Origin of the sequence: Sodalis sp. RH15, from assembly GCF_047324255.1 — a bacterium.
GTDB lineage: Bacteria > Pseudomonadota > Gammaproteobacteria > Enterobacterales > Enterobacteriaceae > Acerihabitans > Acerihabitans ligni.
In genome coordinates, this window is the sequence record NZ_CP178738.1 from 3,600,602 (window position 1) to 3,618,663 (window position 18,062).

Annotated in this window: 19 protein-coding genes; 7 read left to right on the forward strand and 12 right to left on the reverse strand. The window is 53.6% G+C overall.

The window, feature by feature from the left end; all coding sequences use genetic code 11:
* Positions 1–29 precede the first annotated feature (29 nt).
* Entirely contained in the window at positions 30–731 is a 702-nt protein-coding gene (pgeF, locus tag ACL2XO_RS16430) for a peptidoglycan editing factor PgeF (protein ID WP_413741058.1), read from the forward strand.
* Between the two features lie 158 nt (positions 732–889).
* On the opposite strand, the gene cspE is transcribed toward pgeF, so the two are convergent.
* The 7 genes from cspE to kdgR all read right to left on the reverse strand — a co-directional run bounded on the left by cspE (position 890) and on the right by kdgR (position 5,069).
* Positions 890–1,099, reverse strand: coding sequence for a transcription antiterminator/RNA stability regulator CspE (gene cspE / locus ACL2XO_RS16435; RefSeq protein ID WP_005968829.1), 210 nt, complete (start codon positions 1,097–1,099; stop codon positions 890–892).
* Positions 1,100–1,122: 23 nt separating this feature from the next.
* Positions 1,123–1,257, reverse strand: a complete 135-nt coding sequence (locus tag ACL2XO_RS16440) for a DUF2627 domain-containing protein (protein ID WP_413724609.1) — start codon at positions 1,255–1,257, stop codon at positions 1,123–1,125.
* 815 nt (positions 1,258–2,072) lie between these two features.
* Positions 2,073–3,059 carry an MBL fold metallo-hydrolase gene (locus ACL2XO_RS16445; protein WP_413741059.1) on the reverse strand — a complete coding sequence of 329 codons (987 nt, stop codon included), beginning with the start codon at positions 3,057–3,059 and terminating at the stop codon, positions 2,073–2,075.
* Between the two features lie 210 nt (positions 3,060–3,269).
* On the reverse strand, positions 3,270–3,542 hold the full coding sequence (locus ACL2XO_RS16450; RefSeq protein WP_132921321.1) for a YebO family protein: 273 nt from the start codon (positions 3,540–3,542) through the stop codon (positions 3,270–3,272).
* Between the two features lie 159 nt (positions 3,543–3,701).
* Positions 3,702–3,794 carry a PhoP/PhoQ regulator MgrB gene (locus tag ACL2XO_RS16455; RefSeq protein WP_132927723.1) on the reverse strand — a complete coding sequence of 31 codons (93 nt, stop codon included), beginning with the start codon at positions 3,792–3,794 and terminating at the stop codon, positions 3,702–3,704.
* Positions 3,795–4,007: 213 nt separating this feature from the next.
* Positions 4,008–4,256: a DUF2766 family protein gene (locus ACL2XO_RS16460; RefSeq protein WP_413724611.1), complete on the reverse strand. Its 249-nt coding sequence runs from the start codon at positions 4,254–4,256 to the stop codon at positions 4,008–4,010.
* Positions 4,257–4,277: 21 nt separating this feature from the next.
* On the reverse strand, positions 4,278–5,069 hold the full coding sequence (gene kdgR / locus ACL2XO_RS16465) for a DNA-binding transcriptional regulator KdgR (RefSeq protein WP_132921319.1): 792 nt from the start codon (positions 5,067–5,069) through the stop codon (positions 4,278–4,280).
* Positions 5,070–5,280: 211 nt separating this feature from the next.
* On the opposite strand from kdgR, the gene ACL2XO_RS16470 reads away from it, so the two are divergent.
* Positions 5,281–6,672 carry an MFS transporter gene (locus tag ACL2XO_RS16470; protein ID WP_132921318.1) on the forward strand — a complete coding sequence of 464 codons (1,392 nt, stop codon included), beginning with the start codon at positions 5,281–5,283 and terminating at the stop codon, positions 6,670–6,672.
* A gap of 4 nt (positions 6,673–6,676) precedes the next feature.
* Here the strand turns inward: ACL2XO_RS16470 and htpX are convergent, their stop codons facing one another.
* From htpX to ACL2XO_RS16490, 4 genes are all read right to left on the reverse strand, one after another.
* Complete coding sequence (gene htpX, locus ACL2XO_RS16475) at positions 6,677–7,558, reverse strand: protease HtpX (protein WP_203521221.1); 882 nt, start codon at positions 7,556–7,558, stop codon at positions 6,677–6,679.
* A gap of 158 nt (positions 7,559–7,716) precedes the next feature.
* On the reverse strand, positions 7,717–9,768 hold the full coding sequence (gene prc / locus ACL2XO_RS16480) for a carboxy terminal-processing peptidase (protein ID WP_413741060.1): 2,052 nt from the start codon (positions 9,766–9,768) through the stop codon (positions 7,717–7,719).
* A gap of 19 nt (positions 9,769–9,787) precedes the next feature.
* A complete protein-coding gene (gene proQ / locus ACL2XO_RS16485; protein WP_132921315.1) occupies positions 9,788–10,489 on the reverse strand; it encodes an RNA chaperone ProQ in 702 nt (233 codons plus the stop codon).
* Positions 10,490–10,584: 95 nt separating this feature from the next.
* Positions 10,585–11,082 carry a GAF domain-containing protein gene (locus ACL2XO_RS16490; RefSeq protein WP_413726951.1) on the reverse strand — a complete coding sequence of 166 codons (498 nt, stop codon included), beginning with the start codon at positions 11,080–11,082 and terminating at the stop codon, positions 10,585–10,587.
* 233 nt (positions 11,083–11,315) lie between these two features.
* On the opposite strand from ACL2XO_RS16490, the gene yebS reads away from it, so the two are divergent.
* The 5 genes from yebS (at position 11,316) to ACL2XO_RS16515 (ending at position 16,580) form a co-directional block, all read left to right on the forward strand.
* A complete protein-coding gene (gene yebS, locus ACL2XO_RS16495; protein ID WP_413724613.1) occupies positions 11,316–12,563 on the forward strand; it encodes a membrane integrity lipid transport subunit YebS in 1,248 nt (415 codons plus the stop codon).
* Positions 12,535–15,162 carry an MlaD family protein gene (locus ACL2XO_RS16500; RefSeq protein ID WP_413741061.1) on the forward strand — a complete coding sequence of 876 codons (2,628 nt, stop codon included), beginning with the start codon at positions 12,535–12,537 and terminating at the stop codon, positions 15,160–15,162. Before yebS ends, ACL2XO_RS16500 begins: the two co-directional genes overlap by 29 nt.
* A 128-nt stretch (positions 15,163–15,290) precedes the next feature.
* Entirely contained in the window at positions 15,291–15,536 is a 246-nt protein-coding gene (locus ACL2XO_RS16505; protein WP_132921312.1) for a DUF1480 family protein, read from the forward strand.
* A gap of 174 nt (positions 15,537–15,710) precedes the next feature.
* Positions 15,711–16,286: a hypothetical protein gene (locus tag ACL2XO_RS16510; protein ID WP_413741062.1), complete on the forward strand. Its 576-nt coding sequence runs from the start codon at positions 15,711–15,713 to the stop codon at positions 16,284–16,286.
* Positions 16,287–16,367: 81 nt separating this feature from the next.
* The gene (locus ACL2XO_RS16515) at positions 16,368–16,580 is read left to right on the forward strand and encodes a KTSC domain-containing protein (protein ID WP_413724616.1); all 213 of its coding nucleotides are present in this window, start codon (positions 16,368–16,370) and stop codon (positions 16,578–16,580) included.
* Positions 16,581–16,715: 135 nt separating this feature from the next.
* Here the strand turns inward: ACL2XO_RS16515 and fbaB are convergent, their stop codons facing one another.
* A complete protein-coding gene (gene fbaB / locus ACL2XO_RS16520; protein WP_413724617.1) occupies positions 16,716–17,768 on the reverse strand; it encodes a class I fructose-bisphosphate aldolase in 1,053 nt (350 codons plus the stop codon).
* Between the last annotated feature and the right edge of the window lie 294 nt (positions 17,769–18,062).

Below are 18,062 nucleotides of genomic sequence, written 5' to 3' on the forward strand. Positions count from 1 at the left end.
TTTTCAATGCAAGAGCCTTTCTTAACATTATGACAGTTTACTCCCGCCTGATACAGAACGTTGCGGGCGTACGTCACGGCTTTGGTGACGCCGCCACGCTATTGCCGGTCCCATTGCAGCCCTGGCTGGACACCGCTCCGGTTAAAAAACAGGTACACGGCATCGATATTCGCCGGGTCTACCGGCCGGCGGAGCCGTGCGGAGAGGCGGACGGATTGATCACATCCACCCCAGGCATACTGCTGCATGTGCTCACCGCCGATTGTCTGCCTATTCTTTTTTGCCGCCGCGACGGTAAAAGTATCGGCGTGGTGCATGCCGGCTGGCGTGGATTGCTGGCAGGGATCGTGGAAGCCTTTGCCGCGCAGTTGGCTTATCCCGACGGTCCGGCTAACTGGGTTGCGGCCATTGGCCCGGCGGCCGGACCTTGTTGTTATGAAGTCAGTGAAAGCCTGGTGGAGGATTTCCTGCAGCAATTAGCCATACCGGCGAATATTGTTCGGCCCAGGCCGCTGCATCTGGATTTGGCCGCCATTGCGCGCCATAAATTACAGGTTCTGGGATTTCAGGGGGTAGACGTGCTGCGCCAATGCACTATCTGCGGCACCGCCGCCGGAGGCCACCGCTACACCAGCTACCGGCGATTTTGCCGCCAGCGGGCAATAGATCCCGCTTACCCTTCCATCAGTGGACGCAATCAGCATTCAGGGCTGGTGATTACCGGAAAATAACATCTGCGAAGGCCGGACACGCAAGCATTTGGCGAATAGGGGCAGGCAATAACAGGATAGAATTTTGGAAATGGAACACCCTGCCAGTTCAGTACTGGCAGGGGGGATTACATGTTATCCATCAATCAAATGATTGACTGTCACCGAAGCAACGCGGATTACAGGGCAGTTACGTTAACTGCTGAAGGGCCTTTTTGGCCATCCTGGATTTCGAATTCTACGTTCTGGCCTTCGGCCAGAGTTTTGAAGCCGTTACCCTGAATAGCGGAGAAGTGTACAAACACATCTTTGCTGCCATCGGCCGGAGTGATGAAACCAAAACCTTTAGACTCGTTGAACCACTTCACTTGACCTTTGATCTTTGCCATCTTGCATATTTCCTTTGGAGTGTTTAAATCGCCCTGAGGCGAGACAGAGACAAACTGGAGTCGTTACTGCTTGAGGCACTAAGATTAGGATCGGCAGAGAAGCGGTATGCAACGTTATCGTCTTTACGCAAAACTTCTTTACTGAAAATGCCATTCATATACAGAACTGTACCTCGTTTTACCCAAATGCGTTATCACATACTCTGTAATCAATGGCAAGCCATTTTTGATCAGGGCCGGATATGTCGCACATAATTAAATCGTTCAGTTGCATCCGGTTGCCCACCCCCGCATCAAAGAGTTGAAAAAACGACCCCTTGTGTGCCGAGTGAAACCACCATCATGATATCTGTACCATTTATCGTTAACCTTAGCGCAAACCTTTGTCAACGTCCAATGCATTATTCAAGAATAACTATTCATTTCCCAATTAAAGAAAACAAGGGGGCCAGCTCACATTTTTCCAGTTTTCTTATACCGGATTCGACTATCGTAGTAATAGAAATTAGCAGTGCCGCTTAACATAAGCAACGGTTAATTATCCGCCATTGCCCTGGGCCCGCCACAGGCTCCACGCCAGCCGGGCGATCAGACCGGCCCCAACGCCCGGCACCGCGCCCTAAAGACCGTGGCGGGCTAATAAATTATGCGCTATTTGTGATCACCAATATTGTGCAACGGCAAGTTCTCCCGCGGCCGTAAGCGGGATTAATAATGTCATCCCCATTGAGCAGGCAACTTTATCGCTTATGCCTGATTGTCATTATACTGCAATATATACTTCTGAAGATATTGCTAATAAAATAACCTTTGGATTGTTTGGCTGACTAAATAGTGTCTTGGTGTCTATCCGGTATTAATCTGAAATATAAAATCATCATTGCGCATTTCTATTTTTTTTGTATAAATCCACCCGGTAGCCCTAGGGCGCGGTCTGAGGCGATGATCGAGCCGCTATTGAGAGGCTATAAAGCTATATGTCTATTTTGGCGCCGATTTTCAACGGTATAAAGCGATGATCGGCAATGCCGGCGTTTAATAAGGCCTGCGCCAGCTCCCGCGGCGGCTCATCCAGGGATTCGTCCGCCAGTTCGAATACCCCCCAATGAATCGGAATAACCAGCGGACAGTTCAGCTCTTGGTAAAACTTTACCGCACTGGCGGGACTCATGTGGCTTTCTGCCATGAACCATTCTGGTGCATAGGCTCCGATGGGCAAGGCGGCAATGTCAAAAGGTCCCAGGCGCTGTCCGATCTCTGCCAGGCCGGGGGTATAACCGCTGTCGCCGGAAAAGTAAAAACGCCAGCGCCGGCTTTCCACGACCCAGCCGCACCACAGACTGCGGTTCCGGTCTTTGAAAGTACGCATGCTCCAATGGCGCGCAGGAACGCAGTGAAGGCGAAGATCGTGAAAGGTGATGCTCTCCCACCAATCACATTGGGAAACAGTCTTGACGCCCCGTTTTTCAAGCCATTCCCCCATGCCCAGCGGGGCCATCACCTGTAGATCGGGAAAACGCTTCAGTAACCGGCGCAGAGTGCTTCTATCCAAATGATCATAGTGATTATGAGAATAAATCACCGCATCAATGGGAGGCAGCTCATCAATCCCCACCGCCAGGGGCGTTCTGCGTTTGGGGCCGACAAAGGGTATTGGCGAGGCGCGCTCGCCCAGGGCGGGGTCGAGCAGTAGATATCGCCCGGAGGCGCGGATAAGCAGGCAGGCATGGCCCAGCCACCAAATAGCATCCTCACTGCCGCTGAAATTAGCGGGTTGCCACCAGTCCCGGATGAATTGAGCATAGCCCCCCTGCGGAGGCCGGGGAAAGCCTTGTTTTTTGCGCTCTCGATGCCATTTTTTAAACGCATCGGGGGTTCTTACTGAAGGTTCAAGATTGCGAAAGCCTAACGGCGTATGGTGTGGTTTGGACTCATCGTACCAAGGATTGTTTTTCGCCATTGTCTCTTCGACTCTCCTGTTTACTCGCTTTATCCCCTGATAATGCAAGATCCGGCAGTAGAATAATATAGAATGTTGACTAAATGTGAACACAAAACCTTGACCCGGTAAATATTTTCCTTTGCAAGGGCGAGCCTGTACATGCACAAGGAGGACCGGATCAGGATTGGGTATCGCAGCAGGCAGCAAGGGAGGCGGGCCCGACGAAGTTTAACGCTCGGCGATAAAGTCTTTGAACATGATAGGTTCGCCGGCGGCAGGGACCTTGGCGTCATTTTGCGGGGAATTCATCTGACCTAACCGCATCAATAATTCGGTTTGTTTTTTCTGCTGTTCGAGTAGCTCATTAAGCAACATGATTTGTTCATTGGCCCTGACGCTGGCGCGGTTGAGGAAAAACCAGACCACTAGACCGATAATAAAAACAAGTAAAAACAGCCCCATTGAGGCGATATTGAGGGTATTAAATCCTAAATCGTTCATAACATGACCTAATCACTGATAAAACCAAACGCTATCTTAACACCCTCTGCTCAGCAATGTATCCTGAAACGACTCTTTGGCCCTGCTCTCCATTCAAGATAGTTTCATGCATTAAACACCTATGGACAAAAGCATGACGGCAATCGCCCATGGCATCCGTCACCATGGCATCCATTTCGTGACAAAACACATACCGTTGAAAAAATCACCGCCCTGATCACAAAAGCTATTCAATGCCGACAGCCATAACATCAAGCACAGTAGTAAAATGCCCAGTATTGATAGTGCCGTGTTTTTTTTCAAAACCCAAGTCCTGTACTTCCTCGATGAATATATTTTATCTAGGATAACTTAAACAAAGACTAACCATGGTCCATTTTATTACCAGAATAATGATTTAAAGGACGATGATATGTGTTACAGATTATAAAAAAAATCTTTGCGATAAAATATATATAATAAAAATCAATGGGTTGGTGCCTGATCAAATTTGAGATCGATTAGCGTTATGGCTTTTTCGATAGCGCGGCGGGTGATAGGATCCCGCGCCGCGGGATGGCTGGTTACATCGATGCTTTTTAGCTGTTGCGACATTTTATCGCGAACATGGGCAGGGGCTATCACATCGATAACGTCGAGGATTTGCTTGATAACCAGCTGACAGGCCACGAGATCGGAGATCAACTCCTGGTCGTGGGTGAAGGATTCCGACATGGTAATGTCTCCGGTCTTCCCTTAAAAAGGATATTCGCGATAGCCGATTTGGCGGGAAATATTGCGTGCCGCCTCATGCAGCATGGCGACATAGTCGTTTTTGCTTTCTTCAGCGAAACGGATGGTGGGAAAAGAGATGCTAAGGCCGGCAATCACCACGCCGAAACGGTCAAATATCGGCACCGCGACGCAGCGCAAGCCATCCTCCTGCTCTTCGTTATCTTCGCCGAAGCCTTGCTGGCGCACTTTAATCAATTCCGGCATCAACGACGCAGCATCGGCGACGGTGCGGCGGGTGCTGCGATTAAAAACCACGCCTGAAAGGATACGCTGCGCTTCATCCGCCTCGCGCCAGGCCAGCAATACCTTGCCGATTGCCGTGCTGTAAAGGGGATTCCGGCGGCCGACGCGGGAATACATGCGCAGATTGTACATTGAATCGATTTTATGGATGTAAACGATGCTGTCTTCATCCAGCGAGCCAAGATGGATGGTTTCACGGGTTAAATTGGACAGTACCCGCATTTGAACATCGGCGATGCGAATCAGATCGATATTCTGTAAAGCCTTGGCACCCAATTCGAATAGCTTCAGCGTCAGGGAGTATTTCTCCGATTCGCCTTCCTGGGAGACGTAACCGAGGGATTTCATGGTTTGGAGAAAGCGATACACAGTGCTTTTTGACATCAACACCCGCTGGGCCAGCTCGGTAATGCCGATTTCCCGCTCTTCCCCCAGCGCCTGGAGAATACCAAAAACCTTCAATACTGACGATACGGAGTCGGGTTGTCTGTCTAAATCTGCAATCGTCATTTTTATGGAAATCCTGATAAGCGTTTTGTTTTAAAAAAACTAGAACATAATTTCCATTATAAAGGTATGACTCCAAATTTCGCAATGGCTGTGCTGAATAAAGCCGGCTTTAATGTCCAGTCAGTAATTATTACATTTCTCCGGCGGCCTGCTGATCCGTTACAGCAGGGTTTAATGCTAGGATAAGGGTTTTGACGGTTGTTAAACATTCATGATTGATAAAATTGCTGATGGCGTTCCTACGCCTCAGCGCTATGGTGCGATCATCACCGTAGCACTCAGCATCACCGTCGCCGTGCTGGACAGCGCCATCGCCAATGTAGCCCTTCCTACCATCGCGCGCGAACTTCACGCCAGTCCGGCCGCCTCAATCTGGGTGGTCAATGCCTATCAGCTCGCCATCATTATGACCCTGCTCTCCTTCGCCACCTTGGGGGATATTTACGGTTTCCGACGGGTATATCAATGCGGTCTGGTGGTGTTCAGCCTGATGTCTCTGTCATGCGCCTTATCCCAAAACCTTTGGATGCTGATAGGCGCCCGCGTGCTGCAAGGGTTTGGCGCCGCGGCCATCATGAGCATCAATACGGCGCTGATCCGTATTATTTATCCCACGCGCCTGCTGGGGAAAGGGATGGCTATCAACACCCTGATAGTGGCGGTATCCACCGCGGCGGGGCCCACCGTGGCCGCCGGCGTGTTATCCATCGCCACCTGGCAGTGGCTGTTCGCCATCAACGTGCCCATCGGCCTGCTGGCCTTTTATCTTGGTCATCGATTCCTGCCGGCAAATCCAATAAAAAACACCGGACAGCGGTTCAATTTCGCCAGCGCCGGCATGAACGCCCTGACCTTCGGCCTGTTATTGTCAGCCCTGGGGGGCTTTGCCCAACGCCTGAACGGATATATGATTTTGACCGAGCTTGCCGGCGCGGTGATAGTCGGCACCATTTTTATCCGGCATCAGCTTCGTCAACCCTGGCCGCTGCTGCCGGTTGATTTGCTGCGTATCCCGCTCTTCTCCCTTTCCCTCTGCACGTCCATCTGTTCTTTCTGCGCCCAGATGCTGGCCATGGTTTCCCTGCCGTTTTTTTTGCAAAGCATACTGGGCCGCGACGAAGTGGCTACCGGGTTATTGCTGACGCCCTGGCCGCTGGCGACAATGCTGTTCGCCATGCTGGCGGGCAGGCTGATAGGCCGTGTCCATGCCGGTTTGCTGGGGGCTGTGGGGTTGGGTATCTTTGCCGCCGGGCTTTTCTCCCTGGCCTGGCTGCCGGGATCGCCGGCCAATGCCGACATCGTCTGGCGGATGATGCTGTGCGGCGCCGGGTTCGGCTTATTCCAGTCCCCCAACAACCATACCATTATCACGTCCGCGCCACGCAACCGCAGTGGCGGCGCCAGCGGGATGCTGGGGACCGCGCGCCTGGTGGGACAAACCTCCGGCGCCGCCCTGGTGGCGCTGATGTTTAATTTATTGGGCACCGGCGGCACCCATGCCTCTTTGCTGCTGGCCGGCGGCTTTGCAACGGCGGCAGCCATGGTGAGCGCACTGCGTATAAGCCAACCCAATCCGCAGCGCCAAAGCACCGCCGGCAGGTAGCCGGTTATTTCAAATAGGCGCCGGACCGCAGGGCCTCGATACGTTTATCCAACGGCGGATGCGACATAAACAGCTCGCTGAAGGATTTTGATTTACCGTTGATGCAAAACGCCAGCATGCCGCCCTCTTCCTGGGGTTCGTAGCTGGTTTTCAGGCGCTGCAGCGCGGCAATCATCTTATCGCGCCCCACCAGCCGCGCCGAACCGGCATCGGCATGGAATTCGCGATGTCGTGAGAACCATAGCGTAATCAGGCTTGCCAGCACTCCGAACACCAGCTCCAGCACCATGGACACGGCAAAATAGATCATCGGATTGCCGCCGTTGCTTTCCCCTTCATCACGGTTCGATGACAAAAAGCCGGCGGCCAGCTGCGCCAGGATCCGAGAGACAAAAATCACGAAGGTATTCACCACGCCCTGTATCAGGGTCATGGTGACCATATCGCCGTTGGAGACGTGGCTGATTTCATGGGCGATGACCGCTTCGGCCTCATCGCGGCTCATATTTTGCAGCAGGCCGGTACTAACCGCCACCAGAGAGGCGTCGCGCCGGGCGCCGGTAGCGAAGGCGTTGATATCCGGCGCCGGGTAGACCGCCACCTGGGGCATGACAATGCCCGCCTGCTGCGATTGGCGCTGCACGGTAGCCAGCAGCCAGCGTTCGGTTTCATTGCGCGGGCGCTCGATGACTTCCCCGCCCACCGAACGCAGCGCCATGGACTTCGACAGCCACAGCGAAACGAAGGCGCCGCCAAAACCAAACAGGCCGGCCATGATCATCAATCCGGCGGCGCTGGAAGATTGTATCCCCGTCAGGCTCAGCACCAGACCGAATACCAGCATAACCGCCAGGTTGGTAAGCAGAAAGAGAGCGATGCGCATCATATAGAATGTGGTCCCCTGATAAAAATCACGCCGATTGCGTTAAAGGGATCGTATGGGCTTTCAGAGGGTTTTCAAGCGTAACTTGCCAATAAGTGCTTAAAAAGACATAACTTTACATTTTGTAAAAAAATAAAGGCGCCGGTGTGGCGCCTCGGTTTTTATTTTACCGCCGCCGGCTGCAGCGGCTGCTGGCCGCTTTGCGCCTTGGCGAGGTCCAATGCAATATGCACGGTCTCGTCCAGGTAGGGATCGGGTTCGTGGTAATCTTTCGGTATGTCGTCCAGGGATTTCACCGGTTTTTTGCCTTCCCGCTGCAAGCGGTCATTGATACGCTGCAAACGAATGGCGTCATCCTCGTGATTTTCCTTCTCGCGCTGCGCCAGATTCAGGGACGCGATATTGCGTTTATCCTTCATGGCATTGAGGCGGGCAATATCCTGAGCGATATATTGGAACTCAGGGTCCGCCGCGATCCGCGCCTGGTGCGCCTTCAGCAGTTCAGCGGCAAAGGGCTTCAAATCACCGCTCTTAGTGTAGGTAGCCGCATTGATGCTGTCCCAGGGCAAGGCGTTATCTTCAAATTTCTCCCCGGTTTCAATGTCCGTCTCATAGCCGGTAGGCATGATGATATCCGGCACAACCCCTTTACGCTGGGTGCTGCCGCCATTGATCCGGTAGAATTTCTGGATAGTGTACTGGATTGAGCCCAGCGGCGGCCAGTCGGGACGCAGCATCTGATCGTAGATGCGGTTAAGGGAGCGGTACTGCTGCACCGTGCCTTTGCCGAAGGTCGGCTCGCCGACTATCAACGCCCGGCCATAATCCTGCATGGCGGCGGCGAAAATTTCCGATGCCGAGGCGCTGAATCTGTCCACCAGCACCACCAGGGGTCCTTTATAGTACACGATACCGTCGTTATCGCTGTCTTCACGTATCTTGCCGTTATTGTCGCGAACCTGGACTATCGGTCCGCTGGGAATAAACAGCCCGGACAGCGACACGGCTTCGGTCAAAGCGCCGCCGCCGTTGGTGCGCAAATCGATAATCACGCTGCTGACGTTTTGTTTTTCCAGTTTTTGCAGCTGGACCTTGACGTCATCGGTCAGGCCCACGTAAAAGCCGGGAATATCCAGCACCGCAACCTTTTGCTGACCCACCTGTTTGATGGTCATCTTCACCGCGCGATCCTCAAGACGGATACGCTCGCGGGTGACGGTGACGATACGCGTCTTGGTTCCCTTGCCCGCCGGCAGAATTTCCAAACGGACCTTGCTGCCCTTCGGACCTTTGATAAGCGATACCACATCGTCCAGGCGCCAGCCGATGACGTCGACCATGGGCTTGCCGGTCTGGCCGACGCCCACCACGCGATCCCCGACCATAATGGTTTTGCTTTTCGCCGCCGGCCCGCCGGGCACCAGCGAATTGATGACGGTATAGTCGTCATCCATTTGCAACACCGCGCCAATCCCTTCCAGCGACAGGCTCATTTCAGTATTGAACTGCTCGGTATTGCGCGGGGAAAGGTAATTGGTATGCGGATCGATTTCATGGGCGAAGGCATTCATCACCATTTGAAATACGTCTTCACTGTTGCTTTGCGCCAGCCGGCGAATTGCGAACTGATAGCGCTTGGTCAGTATGTCGCGTATTTCATCGTCTTTTTTGCCGGTAAGCTTGAGGCTTAACTCATCGTATTTGACCTTGGCGTCCCAAAGCTTGTTGAGTTCGGCTTCGCTTTGCGGCCAGGGCGCTTTGCTGCGGTCGAGATCAATGGTGTCGCTACCGGTAAAATCCATGGGTTTGGCCAATTGGGCCAATGCATATTCATAACGCTCGAAGCGCCGTTGCTGCGCCAGATTATAAAGCGCAAAGGGGACATCCAGTTTTCCGTTTTTCAGTTCGTCGTCAAGCTGATCTTTCTTATCCGAAAATCGGGCAATGTCCGATGCCAGCAGCACATTGTGGCTGTAATCCAGCATATTGAGATAACGAGCGAAAATTTTCTCCGAGAAGGCATCGTCCAAATCAAACTGGCGATAATGGGAACGGGTAAAACGCGCCGTAACACGTTCACTGACCGTTTCTTGCTGTGCTTCTTCGTGAAGCTGGGGAATCTGATCGGCACGGGTTATCTTCACCTCTGCCGCCACCACCGATCCCGCCAGTAACAACCCTGCAAGTGCAGTTACTCTGACAAATTTGTTCATGCCCTGGTTGGCCTCCGTATCAGAACTGCAGGTGTTCTGCGCGCACTATCAAAGCCATCCCGGAAGAAAGCTGCACACGTACCCCTTCTTTGGCAATTTCCATCACGGTTGCTTCCATGGGATCTTTGCCTACCTTGATTTTGATGGCCTGACCGATTTGCAGTTTGGAAATATCGGTAACCTGCACCTGACGGGCGGGCGCGGGTTTTTTAACCTCTTGAGAGGGACGTTCATTTCTTGGCCGGGAGGCGGGACGCGGCCTGCGAGGCGTATTCGCTCCATCGGGGCCTTTGCGTTCAGCAGCGGCCGGATTGGCGGGCGCGGCACGCCGTGGAGCGGGCGCTTCGCCGTTTTCACGTTTTTTGGCCTGCTGCGCGGCGCGTTGCTGCTGCACGCGGGCTTTGGCTTCCTCGAGCTGCTTGCGGGCATGCTCCACATGCTGCGCTTCCAATTCTCCACAGGGATTGCCGTCGAGATCCACGCGCTGAGCGCCGAGTTTTATGCCGTACAGATAGCGCCAGCTTGAGGTATAGAGCCGCAATGCGGAGCGCAGCTGCGTTTTGCTCAGGTTATCTTCTTCCTGGATGCGGGCGACCAGATCCGCAAAAATGCCTATTTTTAATGGCCTCGCCTCGCCCTCGGCGGTAAAGCAGAGCGGGAAACGCTCAGCCAGAAAGGCTATCACTTCTTTATTACTGTTCAACTTGGGTTGATTTTCCATGAAATTTCCTGATTACAACGGGTTTGCCAACCAGCGCAGGCATGAACAGGCGTCATTATAATGACGCCATCGGCAAATGCCACGTTATCCGTATATCAATATAAGGTATTATTGATAAATCTTCGCAGATCAGTTTGATTTAATTGCTGGCAAAGCCGCTCCACCAAAGCTTTCAGGCCTTCTTCGTCCTCATGATCGAAGCGATGATAAATCGTGCTATCGATATCGAGTACGCCAACCACCCGGCCGTCCAGGGTAATAGGCAGGACGATTTCAGCAAGACTTGCAGCGTCGCAAGCGATATGCCCGGGAAATTCGTGGACATCGTCCACCCGCAAAATTCTGTTTTCCGCCACCGCCGTACCACAGACTCCCTTGCCTACCGGAATGCGCACACAGGCGATTTTACCTTGGAACGGTCCCAGCACCAGTGTATCACCGTCCAGCAGATAAAAACCGGCCCAATTAACGTCTTCGAGGTGTTCAAAAAGCAAGGCGCTGACGTTCGCCAGCGCCGCGATAAAATGGGTTTCGCCGTCAATCAGCGCCGACATACTTTGTAGTAATTCACTATAGAATTGTTGTTTTTTCATATGTAAACCAATAAATGAGCTAATCTGTCTGATATCAGCCGGAATGCCAGCCTCTATAAAATAAGCAATAAATGCCCAAGGCCACAAGATTAATCCTTTATTGCTTCACAAAGCCAGCCTCGGCAGGTATGTTTGCGCAACGTCGCCGGCATTATATTCCCGCTGTGACTCGCCGCACCGGCGTCTACGAGGCAGGTATAGAGGCATGTGAACGAGTTCAGCGTCGGTAGAATATGAAAATAAAGCACATCCATTATGCCTTGCCCCAAGGCCGCTACCAGCGTTGCGCTCAATGCGATACCTTGTTCATTTTGCCGACATTGCATCAGAATCAGGACGCTTTTTGTCCGCGCTGCCGGGCCAAGGTCGCCCTCGGCCATGAATGGACGATAAATCAGCTGGCGATCCTGGCACTCACCATGGTGGTACTGATGCCCTTCGCTTATGGGGAACCGTTAATCAGCATCCGCCTGCTGGGTACCTCCATCAATGCCACGCTGGTGCACGGTATCTGGCAAATGGCCATCCAAGGCCAGCCTATTACCGCCAGCATGGTGGCATTTTGTACCGTCGGCGCTCCCTGTACGCTGGTTATAGCCATACTCTACCTGAATGTCGGTGAGCGGTTGGGAATGAATCTGCGGCCGGTTTTGCTGATGCTTACCCGCCTGAAAGAATGGGTCATGCTGGATATCTATCTGATCGGCATGGCGGTGGCGGCCATCAAAGTCAAGGATTACGCCGATGTGGATACCGGCCTGGCCTTGCCGGCATTCATCGCGCTGGCGCTGCTCAGCGTGGTGACCATGACCCACCTGAATATCGGCCAGCTCTGGGAACATTTCTACCCGGAGCCCGTCCCCCCTTTTCGCACGAATACCGCCGGTCTGAAAGTTTGCCTGGGCTGCAATTTCACCGGTTATGCCGATGAACGGGGCCGCTGTCCGCGCTGTCATACCCCCCTGCGGCTTCGCCGCCGGCAAAGCCTGCAGAAATCCTGGGCGGCGTTAATCGCCTCGGTGGTATTGCTTATCCCGGCGAATCTCTTGCCGATTTCGATTATCTATATCAACGGCGGGCGTAATGAAAGTACCATACTTTCCGCCATCGGTTCGTTGGCGAACGATAACATACCGGTGGCGGCGGTGGTTTTCATCGCCAGCATTCTGGTGCCGTTTCTCAAGGTCATCGTCCTGCTGACCTTATTACTGAGCATTCATTTTAAAGTGCGGCAAGGATTGAAAACCCGCATCCGCCTGTTACGCTTTGTCAGTTGGATCGGCCGTTGGTCAATGCTGGACTTGTTTGTTATTTCCATCACGATGTCGCTGGTGGATCGCGACCAGCTTTTGGCTTTTACTATGGGACCGGCGGCGTTTTATTTTGGCTCCGCCGTTATTTTGACAATACTTGCTGTCGAGTGGTTAGACAGCCGTCTGATATGGGATGCACATGCCGCAAACGCCGACTACACCGATTAACGCGGAGGTCAAAAACAAGCGCCGTATTTCGCCCTTTTGGCTGTTGCCGTTTATTGCCTTATTGATTGCCGGCTGGCTGGTATACAGCACGGTCCAGGAGAAAGGCGCCACGGTGACCATTGATTTTATCTCCGCCGACGGCATTGTGGCCGGGCGGACCCCGGTGCGTTACCAGGGGGTGGAAGTCGGCACGGTGCAAAACATCAAGTTAAGCAACGATTTGCGCACCATCAAGGTAGAGGTCGGCATCAAGCGCGATATGCGCGATGCCCTGCGCCAGGGTACCCAGTTCTGGCTGGTGACGCCCAAGGCGTCACTGGCGGGGATTTCAGGGCTTGATGCCCTGGTGGGCGGCAACTATATCGGCATGATGCCCGGTAAAGGCGACCCGCAAACCCATTTCACCGCCCTGGACACCCAGCCGAAATACCGGGTCAATACCGGCGAATTGCTGATCCACATGCATGCGCAAAACCTGGGGGCGCTGAATACCGGCTCTTTGGTGTACTACCGGAAATTACCGGTGGGCAAAGTGTATGACTTTGATATTTCCAGGGAAAAGGGCGACGTCAATATCGATGTTTTGATCGACCGGCGCTTTACCGATTTGGTGAAAAAAGACAGCCGCTTCTGGAATGTCTCGGGTATCAAGGCCAGTGTGGATTTCCACGGTGCCCAGGTGGATATGGAGAGCATGGCGGCCTTGGTGAACGGCGCCATCGCCTTTGATTCGCCGCAAAATAGCGAACAGGCCCGCACCGACGACACTTTTACCCTTTATCCCGATCTCGCCCACAGCCAGCGGGGGGTGATAATCACGGTGGACCTGCCCAACGGGGATAACCTCAGCGAAGGCCATACCCCCCTGCTCTATCAGGGACTGGAAGTGGGCACACTCACCAAGCTGAATCTGGGCGGCGATAATAAGGTAACCGGGGAGCTGGCCATCAATCCCTCCATAAAGGATTTGATGCGCAGCGGCACCCGCATTGAAATGGAAACGCCGCAGCCTTCCCTCAATAACCTCAACCTGAGTAATCTGCTCACCGGCACCACGCTTAATCTGATTCCCGGCGGCGGGGCGCTTCAGGAGCATTTCACCGTGCTTGACAGCAACCATCGCCTGTTGCAGGAACCGGGAGTGAAAACCTTCACCCTCTCGGCGCCGGAAAGCTACGGTATCGACAGCGGCCAACCCCTGACGCTGTATGGCGTTGCGGTGGGCAAAGTCATCAGCCGCAAACTGGACGGTAACGGCGTGCTGTTCGAGGCGGCTATTGAGCCGGAATACGCCGGACTGTTGCATAAAAATACCAAATTCGTCGTTAACAGCCGGGTAGACGTGAAGTTCGGCCTGGACGGCGTTCGGGTGCTGGGCACCAGCGCGCAGGAGTGGCTGGACGGCGGCATCGTGATGATCCCCGGCACCCAGGGCGCGCCCCTGGATCATTATCCCCTCTATGGCAACCGTGAACTGGCAGAACAGGGCATACAGGGGGAAAAACCCGCTGCGACGCTGACGCTCACCGCCGACAGCCTGCCGGATATACAATCCGGTTCCATCGTGATGTACCGTAAATTCCAGGTGGGGGAAATCACTGATGTCCGCCCCACCGCGAAAAGTTTTGATGTGGATGTCTATATCCGCCCGCAATACCGCAAGCTGCTCACCGACCACAGCATCTTCTGGGCGGAAGGCGGCGCCAGAGTGCAGATTAACGGCAGCGGCATTAGCGTACAGGCATCCCCTCTCGATCGTGCGCTGAAAGGCGCTATTAGCTTTGATAATCTGGACGGCGCGGTACAGGTCAAAGGCCAGTTGCGCAGGCTCTATGCCTCGGAAAACGCGGCGCGGGCGGTGGGCAGCCAGATTGTGCTGCAAACCTTCGACGCCAGCAAGCTCTCGCCGGGCATGCCCATTCGCTATCTTGGCATCGATGTCGGGCAGGTGGAAACCCTTAAGCTTTCGTCTCAAAACAGCGAAGTGCTGGCGCAGGCCGTGCTTTATCCGGAGTATGTCCAGGCATTCGCCCGGGTCGGCACGCAGTTCTCAGTGGTGACGCCGGAAATCTCCGCCGCCGGGGTCACCCATTTGGAAACCCTGTTCCAACCTTATATCAACGTTGAGCCGGGCAAAGGACAAACGACGCGCAACTTCACCTTGCAACAGGCCACCATCAGCGATTCCCGCTATCTTGACGGTCTGAACATCGTGGTGGATACGCCGGAAGCGGGTGCGCTGCAGGTGGGTACTCCGGTGCTGTTCCGCGGCATTGAAGTCGGCACCGTTACCGGCATGTCGCTGGGGCCGATGGCGGATCGGGTCTATGTGTCGCTGCGCATCAGCAAGCAGTACCAGCATCTGGTGCGGGACAATTCCGTGTTCTGGCTGGCGTCGGGATATGATCTGAAGTTCGGCTTGACCGGCGGTTCGGTTAAAAGCGGCACCTTCCAGCAGTTTATCCGCGGCGGTATTGCGTTTGCCACCCCGCCCACCACCCCGCTGGCGCCTAAAGCCAGCGCCGGCAAGCATTTCTTGCTCAACAGCGAAGAGCAGAAAGAGTGGCATGACTGGGGCACCGCCGTACCGCAGGAATGAATGGCAGCCAGATCGCCGGCTTGCCCTGGGGCAGCCGGCTTTAAGCAATTCGTGTGATCTTGACTATGCTTAAAACGTGAGAAGCCAAGGGAATTTGCTCCGGGCAAGAAACGATAAAGGGCATAGCCATGACCAAGACCACAGTCAAAATAGGCAGTTTTAAAGTTGACGATGCGGAGTTAACGAGCGGAACAAATCATAGCGTCGAGAATATCCTGAGTATCCCCTGCAAATCGGATCCCGATCTTTGCAAGCAACTGGACGGCTGGGATGAACAAACCAGCATTCCCGCTTTCCTTGACGGTAAAGAGCACGTTCTTTACCGGCAGCATTATGACCATGACAACGACGCCTGGATCATGCGGCTGGAATAGCCCTCAACGGCTTGCCACCGGGCCGGCCCGATGAGCCCAAGGCCCTGCGGACACTCTTTCCCCGACGCGCCACTCCGCGACGGCGGTTTAACCCTGGTCGTGAAACGAAAAAATATGCTGACGTTTAATAAAAAAAAATCAGCCCGAAGGCTGATGACTGAAGGCAAGTCGGAAATGGCTCGTACCGAGGGTAATGAAACCATTATAGAACCTGACGCGAGCATAGCGACCTATCACTCCGATAGCCGGGATGCGTATAACGTAAAAGTTTCAAGGGGAGACCGCGTCATTCAAACCTTGGAGGAATTGGAGCAGGTACGCCGGGAGTGCCGCAAAATGGTGACCCGGCGTGCCGGTTTATCCGCCGGCGCGGCGATTATTCCGATACCCGGCCTGGATATCGGCACCGACGTTTCGTTACTGATGACCTTACTGCCGGCCATAAATGAAAAGTTCGGTCTAACGCCGCGGCAAATCGATGCACTGCATCCGAACCGCAAAAAATACACCATGATCGCCATCTCCGGCATCGGCAGCCGCGTTATCGGCAGCACCATTACCCGTAAAATCGTATCCCTGCTGCTCAAACGGGTCGGCTTCAAAATCACCGCCAAAACAGCGCTGCGCTATGTGCCGATAGTCGGCCAGGCCGCTGCGGCCGGTTTGAGCTTCAGCGCAATGAAGGTCCTGGGGAATGCTCATATCGAAGATTGCTACCGGGTAATAAAAGAGGTGCTGGCGAAACTTTAATCATGATCTCTGACAAAGTTGCCGCGAAAAAAATGTTTTACGATTTTCCTGAGTTTTTCTCTTCCAGCGGAGGAACAGCACGTGGAACGTCAGCGAGTAGTATCTGAAGAGATCCAGTCCGTAGGATATGATGTTGCCCATCGCATGCTTGAAATAAAATTTCAAACCATCGGCGTATATCAATATCCCGGGGTTTCTTTGAGCGTTTATCACTCCTTGATGGAAGCCCCATCAAAAAGCGAGTGTTTTAAAAACCTGATCAAACATAGGTACCTTTGCCGAAAAGTCGGTTGATTACACCCTTAAGCGGAGGTTCAAGCCCGGCGTTGTTGGTAAACCGAATGTCTTCTCTCCAATTTTATTTCTTTGAAGTCATTGGGCCTCACCCTGGCCCATTTTTTATCTATTCGAACAGCGCCGCAGCCCTCATCAGGCAATGGTAATGGTTTTGTCCAGATAAACATCCTGCACTGCATTAATCAGGGCCACACCCTCTTTCATAGACCGTTTGAATGCTTTACGTCCCATAATCATACCCATGCCGCCGGCCCGCTTATTGATGACCGCCGTCCGAACGGATTCCGCCATATCGGTCGCGCCTGCCGACGCGCCGCCGGAGTTAATCAGGCCGGCGCGGCCCATATAGCAGTTAGCTAATTGATAACGCACCAGGTCGATAGGATTATCCGATGTCAGCGTACTATAAACCCGTTCATCGGTATAACCGAAGTTAATGGCTTTATACCCGCCGTTGTTCTCGGCCATCTTCTGCTTAACGATATCGGCGCCAATGGTGGCGGCAAGATGATTGGCCTGACCGGTCAAATCGGCGCTGGTATGATAATCCACCCCGTCTTTTTTAAAGGCTGAGTTGCGCAAATAGGCCCACAATACCGTAACCAGGCCCAATTCATGAGCGCGGGCAAACGCGGCGGAGACTTCTTCTATCTGCCGGCGGGACTCCTCCGAGCCGAAATAGATGGTGGCGCCAACCGCTACCGCCCCCAAATCAAATGCCTGATCGACGCTGGCATAAAGGGTTTGGTCGTATTGAGTGGGATAGCTGAGGGTTTCGTTATGATTAATTTTGACCAAAAACGGGATACGGTGAGCATAACGGCGTGAGACCGCCGCCAGCACGCCGTAGGTTGAGGCGACGCAGTTACAGCCGGCTTCCAACGCCAGTTCAACGATGTTCTTCGGATCAAAATACAGCGGATTAGCGGCAAACGACGCACCGGCGGAATGTTCGACTCCCTGATCCACCGGCAGGATGGAGAGATAGCCGGTACCCGCCAGGCGGCCGGTATTGAACATCGTTTGCATATTGCGCAGGACCACGGGCGAACGGACATTGTCCATCATTACCCTGTCGACATAATCGCTGCCCGGCAGGCACAGATGTTCGGCGGGGATAGTTGTACAGCGGTGTTCCAGCAGCGTTGCGGCGTCTTTACCCAAAAGTGATGAAATATCGGTCATGTGATAGCCTCCTTTGATTGATACTAAAGTACGGCATAAAACTGTCGAAGAGTCATAACGGGGAAAACGTTCGCAACGGGAAATTTTCCCTGCTAAGCAGAGCAATCCTAGTTCCGATTGCCGCCGGTTGCCATAAATAGTTCGTAAGCGCCGATGTCTCGGCAGCGGCATTTAAGGGCCGGCCTCGGTCCCGGCTCATGCCTGCAAGTTAGCCGGCAGGTGCCTCTTTAGCGGTAATTGCTCTTGCCATGAATTAAAAATTCACTCATAAACGATATTTTATAACAAGGTTTT

Bases quoted from the DNA above. Each gene is read 5' to 3' on its own strand.
- pgeF (WP_413741058.1), top strand. From the start codon at position 30: ATGACAGTTTACTCCCGCCTGATACAGAACGTTGCGGGCGTACGTCAC.
- cspE (WP_005968829.1), bottom strand. From the start codon at position 1,099: ATGGCAAAGATCAAAGGTCAAGTGAAGTGGTTCAACGAGTCTAAAGGT.
- ACL2XO_RS16440 (WP_413724609.1), bottom strand. From the start codon at position 1,257: ATGAATGGCATTTTCAGTAAAGAAGTTTTGCGTAAAGACGATAACGTT.
- ACL2XO_RS16445 (WP_413741059.1), bottom strand. From the start codon at position 3,059: ATGGCGAAAAACAATCCTTGGTACGATGAGTCCAAACCACACCATACG.
- ACL2XO_RS16450 (WP_132921321.1), bottom strand. From the start codon at position 3,542: ATGAACGATTTAGGATTTAATACCCTCAATATCGCCTCAATGGGGCTG.
- ACL2XO_RS16455 (WP_132927723.1), bottom strand. From the start codon at position 3,794: ATGTTATGGCTGTCGGCATTGAATAGCTTTTGTGATCAGGGCGGTGAT.
- ACL2XO_RS16460 (WP_413724611.1), bottom strand. From the start codon at position 4,256: ATGTCGGAATCCTTCACCCACGACCAGGAGTTGATCTCCGATCTCGTG.
- kdgR (WP_132921319.1), bottom strand. From the start codon at position 5,069: ATGACGATTGCAGATTTAGACAGACAACCCGACTCCGTATCGTCAGTA.
- ACL2XO_RS16470 (WP_132921318.1), top strand. From the start codon at position 5,281: ATGATTGATAAAATTGCTGATGGCGTTCCTACGCCTCAGCGCTATGGT.
- htpX (WP_203521221.1), bottom strand. From the start codon at position 7,558: ATGATGCGCATCGCTCTCTTTCTGCTTACCAACCTGGCGGTTATGCTG.
- prc (WP_413741060.1), bottom strand. From the start codon at position 9,768: ATGAACAAATTTGTCAGAGTAACTGCACTTGCAGGGTTGTTACTGGCG.
- proQ (WP_132921315.1), bottom strand. From the start codon at position 10,489: ATGGAAAATCAACCCAAGTTGAACAGTAATAAAGAAGTGATAGCCTTT.
- ACL2XO_RS16490 (WP_413726951.1), bottom strand. From the start codon at position 11,082: ATGAAAAAACAACAATTCTATAGTGAATTACTACAAAGTATGTCGGCG.
- yebS (WP_413724613.1), top strand. From the start codon at position 11,316: ATGAAAATAAAGCACATCCATTATGCCTTGCCCCAAGGCCGCTACCAG.
- ACL2XO_RS16500 (WP_413741061.1), top strand. From the start codon at position 12,535: ATGCCGCAAACGCCGACTACACCGATTAACGCGGAGGTCAAAAACAAG.
- ACL2XO_RS16505 (WP_132921312.1), top strand. From the start codon at position 15,291: ATGACCAAGACCACAGTCAAAATAGGCAGTTTTAAAGTTGACGATGCG.
- ACL2XO_RS16510 (WP_413741062.1), top strand. From the start codon at position 15,711: ATGGCTCGTACCGAGGGTAATGAAACCATTATAGAACCTGACGCGAGC.
- fbaB (WP_413724617.1), bottom strand. From the start codon at position 17,768: ATGACCGATATTTCATCACTTTTGGGTAAAGACGCCGCAACGCTGCTG.